Genomic DNA, 10,274 nt, shown 5'->3' with positions numbered 1-10,274 from the left:
CACCTTCGACCGCCGCTGAAACGACAACACCGAGGCCGCCCGCCACTTCTGGCCGGCAACCTCGGGTGCCCCACCTGAACCGGATCGCGCCGCGGAGCGCTACGCACTGGTGCCCGCTGGTGCAGCTGCCCCGTTCAGACGACCGAAAGGGCCACTTCCCGCTCGTGATTCCCTGCCTCGACGATTTCGTCCTCGCGGTCGGGCAGGCGCAGGACGGCTTCGGTGCCTGGGGGCACGGTGGCGGCGACGCGGAGCTTGCCGTCGGCGAGGTCCCAGCGGACGGAGGCGAGGCCGTGCGGGGTCTCGAGGCTGGTCTGGGCCCATTCGAGGCCGCCGCCGGGCTGGGGGGCGACGAGGATGCGCCGGTAGCCCGGCTCGAGGGGTGCGAGGCCCCCGACCGTGCGGTGGAGCCAGTCGACCACGGCGCCGAGCGCGTAGTGGTTGAAGCTGGTCATCTCGCCCGGGTTGATCGTCCCGTCCGGGAGCATGGAGTCCCAGCGCTCCCAGATCGTCGTCGCCCCCATCGTCACCGGGTAGAGCCAGGAGGGGTTCTCGGTCTGCAGGAGCAGCCGGTAGGCGTCCTCGAGGTGGCCGGTCGCGGTGAGCGCGTCGGTGACGAACGGCGTCCCGGCGAAGCCGGTGGAGATCTTGTAGCCCGAGGCCTGCACGAGCTCGGCCAGCCGCCGCCCGGCGGACTCCCGGTCCGCCTCACCGAGGATGCCGAAGACGATCGCGAGGGCGTACACGGTGGTGCAGTCGCTCGTGATGACGCCCTCGGCAACGTAGTGCTTGGTGAACGCGGCCATCAGGGCCTCGGCCATGCCCCGGAACTCGGCCGCCTCCCCGTCGTTGCCGAGGATGCGGGCGGCCTGCGCGACGAGGTCCGCGGTCCGGTAGGCGCACAGCGTCGCCACGACGTGCGGGTCCGCCTTCGCGGCCCACGGCTGGTCCGGCGCGGCGTCGGGGTCGAGCCAGTCGCCGAACTGGAAGCCGGTGTCCCACAGCCCGTTCCCCGAGAGCCTGCCCCGCACGCGCCGGGCGTGGGAGAGCATCGAGGGGAAGGCCTCCTCGAGCACGCGCCGGTCCCCGTACGCGGTCCACACCGCCCACGGGACCCACACCGACGCATCGCTCCACAGCGCGGTGGTGTCCGGCCGGCCGAACTCGGCCGGGTGCTCGATGTACTTGAGCACGTCCGGGACCACGTACGGGACGAGGCCGTCCTGGTGCTCCTGCTCGAGGGCGAGGTCGCGGAGCCAGTCGCGCAGGAAGTCGCGGGCGTCGAAGAGGAAGCACGCGCTCGGGGCGAACGCGGCGATGTCCCCGGTCCAGCCGAGGCGCTCGTCGCGCTGGGGGCAGTCCGTGGGCACGTCGAGGAAGTTCCCGCGCATGCCCCACACCGCGTTCTCGTGCAGCCGGTCCACGAGCGGGTCCGAGGTCTCGAACGTACCCGTCCGGCGCAGGTCGGAGGAGACGACGACGGCGGTCAGCCCGCCCCCCGCGCCCACCGCCGCCCGCAGCGCCTCCACTCCCCCGGGCCACCCCTCGACCTGGACGTAGCGGAAGCCGTGGAACGTGAGCGTCGGCTCGAAGACGTCCGCCCCACCGGAGAGGGTGAACCGGTCGGTCGCCTCCGCGGAGCGCAGCGGGCGGGTGCCGAGCTCTCCGTGCTCGAGCACCTCGGCGTGGCGCAGCACCACGACCGAGCCCTCCGGGCCGGCTACCTCGGCCCGGACCCAGCCGACGAGGTTCTGCCCGAAGTCGACCAGCACCCTCCCCGACGGGGACTCCCACACCTTGACCGGCGCCAGCTCCGCGACCCGCCGCACCGGCGGGCCGATGTACGGCTCGAGGCGGGCGAGGTCGTCGTCGAGCTCGTGCACGCCCACCCAATCCGGGGAGGCGAACCCCGGGGCCAGCCACGCGCCGTCATACGCCCGGGCGTCGATGGACTGCCCGTCGTACAGGTCGTTCGCCGTCGTCGCCGACGGCCCCGCCGTCCACGACGAATCAGTCCCGAGGACCTGCTCGTGCCCATCGGCGAACCGCACCCGCAGCTCGGCGAACCCGGCCAGCTCCGCGCCGTAGAAGGCCGAACCCCCGCTCCAGGTCAGCCGGCCCCGGTACCACCCGTTGCCCAGCGCGAGGCCCAGCACCGTCGTCGCACCGACCAGCTCCGTCACGTCCCACTCCGCGTACCGCACCCGCCACTCGTACGCCGACCACCCCGGAGTCAGCAGGTCCCCGGACGCGCGCCGCCCGTTCACGAACGCCTCCACCACCCCCAGGGCCGAGACGAACAGCGTCGCCGACGCGACACCCCCGTGCCCCTCCTCCAGGCGGAACTCACCCCGCAGCAGCGGGGCCCCGCCGAACTCGGCGTCAGGAGAAACGAAGCGGGCATGCCAAGTGCTCATCAGTGGGCTCCAGGAGGTCGTCAACGAGTCTTGAACCGATTCACCAGACCCCACCGTAGCATGACGCAGATCACAGGCCTCGGGTCAGCCGGCTCGCGGGGCGAACATGATCACTGCGACCCCGGCGAGGCACACCGCCGCGCCCGCGATGTCCCACCCATCGGGGCGGAAGCCGTCGACGAGCACACCCCAGACGAGGGAGCCAGCGACGAAGACTCCCCCGTACGCGGCGAGAATCCGCCCGAAATGAGCATCAGGCTGAAGCGTCGCGACGAAACCGTAGGCCCCCAAGGCGGCGATGCCGAGCCCTGCCCACCACCACGGCTTTCCTTCCCGGATGGCTTGCCACACGAGCCACGCGCCGCCGATCTCCGCCAACGCCGCGAGGACGAACAGCACCGAGGACCTGAGGATGTTCACGGTCTGATCATCCCAGTTGAGCCGCCGTCAGTGATGGATGTGCTCGCGGTCCCGATGCGCGGCGCTCTCCAGCTGGAACGTGGAATGCTCGACGGCCAGATCGAAGTGCTCGGCCACGCACTTCTGCAGGTCGGCGAGGATGTCCTGGGAGTGTCCGTCGGTCAGGCAACGGTCCTCGAGGGTGACGTGCCCCGTGATGACCGGGGTGCCCGAGCCGACGAGGCTCGCGTGCAGATCGTGGACGTCCAGGACGTGCGGGAGCGCGAGGATATGCTCGCGCACCGCACGCAAGTCGAGACCCTTGGGCGTGGATTCGAGGAGCACGTCGGTGGTGTCTTTGAGCAGGCGGAGCGTGCGAGGGATGATCAGCACGCCGATGAGAAGGGACACGATGGCGTCTGCCCGGGTCCAGCCTGTGAGCGCGATCACTGCAGCGGCGACGATGACCGCGACGGAACCGAGCGCGTCGTTGAGGACTTCGAGGAATGCGGCCCTGAGATTGAAGCTCCGATGACGGCTCGAGGCCAGGATGGCCAGCGAAGCGGCGTTGCCCGCAAGGCCGATGACGCCGAACCAGAGCATCGCGGCCGATCCCACCTCCGGCGGCTCGACGAGGCGGCGAACGGCCTCGACGAGAACGAACGCTCCGACGACGAGGAGGAGACCCGCCTGAAGCGCTGCGGCGAGGACTTCGGCGCGCCGGTAGCCCCACGTCCGCTCCGGGGTGCGCGGCTTGAGGGCGAGAGACGCCGCGATGAGCGCGATGAGCAGGCCGGAGGCGTCAGTGAACATATGGCCCGCGTCCGCCAGCAGCGCGAGTGAACCCGAGAGCACGGTGCCGACGACCTCGGCGACCATGATCACGACCGTCACCGCGAACACCGTGAGGAGCCGGGCGCGATCCTTCACGGGATCGACGTCGTGGGCGTGCGAGTGGTCGCTCACGGCGCTGGCTCCGCACAGCAAGCGTCCCCGCGCAGCGCTTCGACGCCTTCCTTGACGGCCACCGCTGCGATGACGAGGGCCGCGAGTGGGTCCGCCCAGGTCCACCGGAACAGTGCCTCGACGAGGAGACCCGCCAGCACGACCGCGGAGAGATAGGTGCACAGGAGCGTCTGGTGCGAATCGGCGACGGCGGAGCGGGAACCGAGCTCACGGCCTGCCCTCCGCTGGAGATAGGAGAGCAAAGGCATGACGGCGAGGCTCGCCGCCGTCAAGACGACACCAGGCAGCGACTCCACAGGCTCCCGCGCTCCGAGGAGCTTGAGCCCGGACGTGACCACAAGGTACGCGGCGAGCGCGAAGAACGAGAACGCGACCACGCGCAGTGCTGTCTTCTCGCGCCGCTCGTGGTCGGAGGCCGCGAACTGCCAGACGATCGCGGCTGCGGAGAGCACTTCGACGAGGGAGTCCATGCCGAACCCGACAAGCGCCACAGAACCCGCCGCGATCCCCGCAGTGACCGCGATGAGGGCCTCGAGCGCGTTGTACGCGATAGTCGTTCTGGCGTACCAGCGGATCCGGCGGGCAAGCTGTGCCCTCCGCTCGGCCGTCAGTCCCGAGCCCGACGAACGAAGCGAGCTGCCAGCCGAACTCATGCGGAATACTCCCCGGTCATGCTTCGAAGGTACCTGAGGTGGTGTGCCGATGCGACGCCGACCGCTGCCTCTTGCTAGAAAGAACAGCGACAGCGAACAGAAGAAGGAGCACGGGTGACAAGCCATCAGGGGGCACTCGCACGGCGCCTCGGAACATTCGACGCAGTCGCGATCGGGCTGGGGTCCATGATGGGAGCGGGCATCTTCGCGGCCTTCGCCCCCGCTGCCGTCTCGGCCGGGGCGGGCCTGCTCATCGGGCTAGCGATCGCCGGCATCGTCGCCTACTGCAACGCCACCGCTTCGGCCCAGCTTGCGGCGCAGTACCCGACGTCGGGCGGCACGTACGTCTACGGCCGAGAGCGCCTCGGCGAGTGGCCGGGATTCTTTGCCGGGTGGAGCTTTGTCATCGGCAAGACTGCGAGCGCGGCGGCGATGGCCATCACGTTCGCGGCCTACGCCGCGCCGTCGGGGTGGGAGAAGCCGGTCGGCGTTCTCGCTGTGCTGGCGGTGGGCGCGGTCAATTACGTGGGGGTAACGCGCACTGCCGGGGCCACCAAGGTCTTGGCCGGCGTCGTCCTCGTGGTGCTCGCGTTCGTCGTCGTCCTCGGCCTCACAACCGGCCATCCACGGTCCGGGGCGCTCACCGAGGGGCTCCTCGAGCACGGCTGGTACGGCATTCTCCAGGCCGCCGCGTTGCTCTTCTTCGCGTTCGCCGGCTACGCGCGCATCGCGACGATGGGCGAGGAGGTCAGGGAGCCGCAGCGGACCATTCCGCGGGCAGTGCTGATCGCGCTTGCGATCGTCCTCGTGGTCTATGCGGCGGTGGCCCTGACGACCCTGCTCGTGATCGGCCCGGAGAGGCTCGCGTCCTCGATTGCACCGCTCTCCGACGTCGTCACGGCGGGCGGCTCCTTCTGGGCGTCGCCGATCGTTCGCGTCGGCGCGGCGGCCGCGACGCTCGGATCACTCCTGTCGATCACGGCCGGGATTGGCCGCACGACGCTTGCGATGGCACGCCACGAGGACCTTCCCCGGTGGCTCTCGGCGGTCCACGACCGCTATCGGGTGCCGCACCGCGCTGAAATGCTCCTCGCCGTCGTCGTCTGCGTCCTTGTCCTGACCACCGACCTGCGGGGTGCTCTCGGCTTCTCGTCCTTCGGCGTCCTGCTGTACTACTTCGTCGCCAATGCGGCGGCCTTCACGCAGACCCCAGACCATCGCCGGTACCCCAAGGCGCTCCAGATTCTCGGCGCGCTCGGCTGCGTCGCCCTCGCCGGGTCCCTCCCGCCGCCCTCGATCGCCGCGGGCCTCATCGTCCTCGCGGTGGGGATCGGCTACCGCCTGGTCCGGCAGCGCCTCCGCACGGACGGTGCCGGGCCGCGAGCGTGAGCGCGGACGGCGGCGAACGGGGGCGGGGCAACATCCAGCCGTCGTCGGCCGGCCCCTCGGGCATCACGAGCCTCAGCTGCAGCCGGGCGGCTCCCCCATGGGGAACCGCCCGGTCCTTCGCACATCCTTCACGCGATGTCAGCGCGCTGAATCGCGCCCGCCGTCAGCTCTGGCGCAGGTTCTCCTGCGCCTCCTGTGCGCGGTCCTGCACCGATGCGCCCTGATCCTGCGCTTCCTGCTTGACGTTCTGCGCACTGTCTGCGGCGGTCTCCTTGACCGATTGGAGCGCGTCCTGCGCGGGTCCCTTGAGGTTCGAGGCGGCCTCGGAGGCGGCGCTCGAGAGCTGCTCGGTCATCGGCTGAGCCCTTTCCTTCACGGTCTGGGCGAGTTCCTGCTCCTTCTGGCTCGGTGGGATGAGCGACGAGACCAGGAGGCCGGCGCCGAACGCGATGAGGCCTGCCGCGAGGGGGTTGCCCTGAGCCTTGCGGGCGACCGTGCGCTTGGCCTGGTCGACCGAGTCGCCTGCGCCGGAGACGGTGCCGCGCGTGCTCTGTGCAGCGTCCTCGGCGCTGCCCATGATCCGGTCCTTCACCCCACCCACAGCACCCTTGAGCCGTTCGGTCTGCCGGTGGGCGATGTGGGACGGCGTCACCTTGTCCGCCACCGCATCCACGTCATAGCCCAGCCTCTGCCGGGTCTGCTCGATATCGGCACGGATTGCATCGGGGTTCTCACTCATCGTGGCTCCTCGCTCGGCTTGAGGGATTCCGGAATCTTCTTGATGGAGTCGGCCGTCCGGGGCAGGCCCTTGACGGACTGGAGGTCCTTCTTCGCGCGTGCCGCGAGGACACCCGCGATGATCGCCCAGATGACGGCGACCACGACGGCGGACCACCCCAGCCCGATGGCATAGGCCCCGAGCGCCCACCAGAGGGCGACCGAGAGGAACAGGAGGGCGAAATGCCCGGCCACCCCGGCTCCCCCATAGAGCCCCGCACCGCGTCCGGCCCGCTTCGCTGACTGCGTCGCTTCGGCCTTTGCGAGCTCGAGCTCCTGGCGCATGAGGGTCGAGAGGTCTTGGGTCACGTCGCTCAGCAGCTCGCCGATCGAGTTGTTTGCCGCCTTCTCTTCAGCGGGCGGAGTGGGCCGCGATCCCGAGGCTGCGGACGACGGCGCCGGGTAGCCGGGCGCGGAGGCGGACGACGGCGCCGGGTAGCCGGGCGCGCCGCCCGCCGGCGCTTCGTAGGGGTGGCTCATCGCAGGCCACCCCGGTCCTCGCGGGGCACCGGCGGGATCTGGTCCGTGACCGGGTCTGCGTCGTCGCCCAACGCGCCCGCGCGTCCTTCGCCCTCTGCGAGGTCTGCCCCCGAGGCGGTCGCGTGACGCGCCCCTGGCGGAGCTCCATACGCTGCACTGCTCGTGATCGCGCCTTCCTGCACGGCACCCTCGTCCCACGACGAGTGCTCGACCGTGGCCGACCGGCCGTGGCCGTCCGGCTGGGGCTCATAGCCCGGAACCGCAGGCTCGATGCCGCCCGGAACGGGGGCAACGGGAGGCTCGACATCGGAGGAGACGGGAAGACCGCCGTTCGACGGCAGCGCGGAGCTCTCTGGGTAGGCGCCCGTCGCGCCTGCCGGGTAGCCGTGCCCGGCGGGGTAGGCCTCCGAGGAGGTCCCGCTGACCCCTTGCTGGCTCGCGCCGTCGTTCGACGCACCGGCGGCGAGCGAGCGGGTCAGGCGCCCGGCGAGGAGTCCTGCTCCGGCCGCAAGGGCGAGGAAGGCGCCGGGCTTCCGGCGGGCATAGGACTTGACCTCGTTGAGGAGCGAACCGGGGTCCCGCTGGCCGAGGTAGTCGGCGAGGGCTCCGGCCCTCTGCGCAGCCTGCCGGACCAAGTCCGTCCCCACCCCCGGGTTGTCGCTCTTGGACGCGAGCGAACTGAGCTCTTCGTGAAGGGACTTCAGCCCCTGTGCCGCACGCTCCTGCTGGGCCGAAGCCTGCTGCATGAGCTCCTGACGGCTCTGGTGGATGAGGTCCTTCGCCTGGTACTGCGCTTCGCGGGCAACGTGGGTCGCTTCGTCCTTCGCGGTCTGGCCGACCGCACTCGCCGACGCGCCCGCTTCCTGAGCGACGCCCCGGGCTTCGTTCTTCGCCGTCTCCGTGGTGGAGCCCTGCGAGGTGGACGTGATGCTGCCCGAGGCGCCGGTGGGTGCGCCGGGACCGTTCGATGGGAAATCGGCCATCGTGGTTCCTCTCTCGACTCGGTGTGCTGATGGTGCCGGGCTCATACCCGTCGTCTTCGGAGCGCACACATTTCCTCGCATCGGGTATTTCTGGGTTTGGCCAGCCCGATTCTGGGGCAGCAGACCGTCAGCGTCCGCTTGCGGACAGTCCGATCGCACCCTGGGGAAGGAACTCACTGTGAGCAGGCATGACACGCGCGAGAGCACCGTGGGAAAGGCCGAGTCTGCACCCTCGCCGGACGACGCGCGGAAGCCGCGGCGCCCGCAGGACGTGACCAAGCCATCGTGGCGGTACATCGCGCGCAAGACCCTGCGCGAGTTCATGAACGATCAGTGCATGGACCTCGCCGCGGGACTCACCTACTACGGGATCCTCTCGCTCTTCCCTGCGCTCCTGGCGATCGTCTCGCTGCTCGGGTTCTTCGGCCAGGCAGAGAACACGGTTTCGGGAATGATGAACATCGTCCAGGGCATCGCTCCCGGTGCGACTACGGACGCGATCCGCCAGCCCATCGAGGACCTCGTCCACAACCCGGCGGCTGGCCTGACCCTCGTCGTCGGCCTCCTGGGCGCCCTCTGGTCGGCCTCCGGCTACGTGCGCGCGTTCGGACGCGCCATGAACCGGATCTACGAGATCGGGGAGGGGCGCTCGTTTGTGCGGCTCCGCGGCACGACCCTCGGGATCACGCTCCTGTCGGTGGTCGTCGTCTCGATCATCTCCGTGATCCTCGTGCTGACCGGGCCGCTCGCGGAGTCGGTCGGCAACGTGGTAGGCCTCGGCAGCGCGGCGGTCGCGGTGTGGAGCATTGTCAAGTGGCCGATCGCCGTCGTACTCGTGATCGGGCTCATCGCCGTCCTGTACTACTTCACACCGAACGTCAGGCAGCCCAGGTTCCGGTGGATGAGCATGGGGTCGCTCATCGCGCTCGTCATCTTCGCGCTCGCCACCCTCGCGTTCGGCTTCTATGTGGGCAACTTCGGCCACTACAACAAGACCTACGGCGCTCTGGGCGGCGTCATCATCCTGCTCCTGTGGGTGTGGCTGCTCAATCTGTCCCTTCTGTTCGGCGCGGAGTTCGACGCCGAGGTCGAGCGCGGCCGGGAGCTGCAGGCTGGCATCCCAGCGGAGAAGTCGATCCAGCTCCCGCCGAAGTCGACCGAGAAGATCGACCGACGCGAGGAGCAGGCCGAGAACGACATCCGCCACGCGCGGGAGCTCCGCCACCACCATGGAGAGGACGCTCAAGAGGCGACAGAACCCTCAGAACAGCCATACAATTAAATGCGCGTCCGGTGTGGAGCTGTCCCCCACAGCGACCCCCGGGCGCGTACTCATCGTCGATTTGTTCGGCGAACAGCCGCCCCAGCACTTCCCGCGTTCGCGACGCCGTCCACGCCGGCCGAGATGTGACGCTTGACACACCTCTGGGCACTGCCGACGATTGATGCAGCGCTCTTTTGATCAATCAAAACCCCGCGAATGCTCGGGTTCAGGAAGTCCAATGGCGGATGGAGCAGTGCATGAACGGAGCAGATCCTTCGCCAGCTGCCTTCCGCCCCACGGTCTCGAGCGTCGCGCTCCTCGCGGGCGTTTCGCGGCAGACGGTCTCCAACGCCCTCAACAACCCCGAGCGGCTCCAGCCGGACACTCTCAAGCGAGTCCTCGCCACCATCGAAGAGACGGGATACGTGCGCAGCGCTGCCGCGCGGCAGATGCGCACCGCTCGCTCCGGAGTCCTCGCCTATCGGCTCGACCGGGTCCGGGACGGTATCGGAGGGGCCGTGCTCGACACGTTCCTCCATGCCCTGTCCGCGGAGGCCGATCGGCGGGGGTGCCGCATCATGCTCTACACGGCGGACTCGGATGAAGCGGAGCTGAGGCAGTTCTCGAGCCTGACCCAGACCCGTTCAGTCGACGCCTTCATCCTCATCGAAACTCACCGTGACGATGTCCGCTACCAGTGGCTCACTGACCACGGCACCCCTTTCTCGGTCTTCGGACGGCCGTGGCCGAGCGACGGCACAGCCGCCGGACAGCAGGCGGCCCACTCCACGGGCCACGCTTGGATCGACGTCGATGGCGCCGCGGGGACAGCGCAGGCAACGAGGCACCTCCTGGAACTGGGCCACCGTGACATCGCCTTCGTAGGGTGGCCGCGGGGATCGGAGACGGGCGACGAACGACGGCGAGGATGGGCAGAGGCGCTCGC

General features: G+C 69.8%; 10 protein-coding genes. 3 read left to right on the top strand and 7 right to left on the bottom strand.

Annotated elements, in window-relative coordinates:
• Window positions 1-134: 134 nt before the first annotated feature.
• From V7053_RS15745 to V7053_RS15730, 4 genes are all read right to left on the bottom strand, one after another.
• Window positions 135-2,417: a family 78 glycoside hydrolase catalytic domain gene (locus tag V7053_RS15745; protein ID WP_334173215.1), complete on the bottom strand. Its 2,283-nt coding sequence runs from the start codon at window positions 2,415-2,417 to the stop codon at window positions 135-137.
• Window positions 2,418-2,501: 84 nt separating this feature from the next.
• Complete coding sequence (locus V7053_RS15740; RefSeq protein ID WP_334173214.1) at window positions 2,502-2,837, bottom strand: YnfA family protein; 336 nt, start codon at window positions 2,835-2,837, stop codon at window positions 2,502-2,504.
• 27 nt (window positions 2,838-2,864) lie between these two features.
• Window positions 2,865-3,782: a cation diffusion facilitator family transporter gene (locus tag V7053_RS15735; RefSeq protein WP_443022639.1), complete on the bottom strand. Its 918-nt coding sequence runs from the start codon at window positions 3,780-3,782 to the stop codon at window positions 2,865-2,867.
• Window positions 3,779-4,435 carry a cation transporter gene (locus tag V7053_RS15730; RefSeq protein WP_334173213.1) on the bottom strand — a complete coding sequence of 219 codons (657 nt, stop codon included), beginning with the start codon at window positions 4,433-4,435 and terminating at the stop codon, window positions 3,779-3,781. The genes V7053_RS15735 and V7053_RS15730 overlap by 4 nt, the downstream gene beginning before the upstream one ends.
• Before the next feature lie 114 nt (window positions 4,436-4,549).
• Here V7053_RS15730 and V7053_RS15725 point away from each other — a divergent pair, with 114 nt between their 5' ends.
• The gene (locus tag V7053_RS15725; protein WP_334173212.1) at window positions 4,550-5,824 is read left to right on the top strand and encodes an APC family permease; all 1,275 of its coding nucleotides are present in this window, start codon (window positions 4,550-4,552) and stop codon (window positions 5,822-5,824) included.
• A gap of 163 nt (window positions 5,825-5,987) precedes the next feature.
• On the opposite strand, the gene V7053_RS15720 is transcribed toward V7053_RS15725, so the two are convergent.
• From V7053_RS15720 to V7053_RS15710, 3 genes are read right to left on the bottom strand one after another with little or no spacing between them, the layout of a single operon-like run.
• Entirely contained in the window at window positions 5,988-6,563 is a 576-nt protein-coding gene (locus tag V7053_RS15720; protein ID WP_334173211.1) for a DUF3618 domain-containing protein, read from the bottom strand.
• On the bottom strand, window positions 6,560-7,081 hold the full coding sequence (locus V7053_RS15715) for a phage holin family protein (RefSeq protein ID WP_443022638.1): 522 nt from the start codon (window positions 7,079-7,081) through the stop codon (window positions 6,560-6,562). The genes V7053_RS15720 and V7053_RS15715 overlap by 4 nt, the downstream gene beginning before the upstream one ends.
• Entirely contained in the window at window positions 7,078-8,064 is a 987-nt protein-coding gene (locus V7053_RS15710; RefSeq protein WP_334173210.1) for a hypothetical protein, read from the bottom strand. The genes V7053_RS15715 and V7053_RS15710 overlap by 4 nt, the downstream gene beginning before the upstream one ends.
• A 178-nt stretch (window positions 8,065-8,242) precedes the next feature.
• Between V7053_RS15710 and V7053_RS15705 the strand changes: the two genes are divergently transcribed.
• Window positions 8,243-9,346: a YihY/virulence factor BrkB family protein gene (locus V7053_RS15705; RefSeq protein WP_334173209.1), complete on the top strand. Its 1,104-nt coding sequence runs from the start codon at window positions 8,243-8,245 to the stop codon at window positions 9,344-9,346.
• A 239-nt stretch (window positions 9,347-9,585) separates the two neighbouring features.
• Window positions 9,586-10,274, top strand: a 689-nt coding sequence (locus V7053_RS15700; protein ID WP_334173208.1) for a LacI family DNA-binding transcriptional regulator, incomplete at its 3' end; no start/stop codon positions are given.

It is taken from the genome of Sinomonas sp., assembly GCF_036848755.1.
Lineage (GTDB): Bacteria > Actinomycetota > Actinomycetes > Actinomycetales > Micrococcaceae > Sinomonas.
The sequence above is the reverse complement of the archived record's forward strand: the minus strand, read 5'-3'. Positions and strand labels throughout refer to the sequence as shown.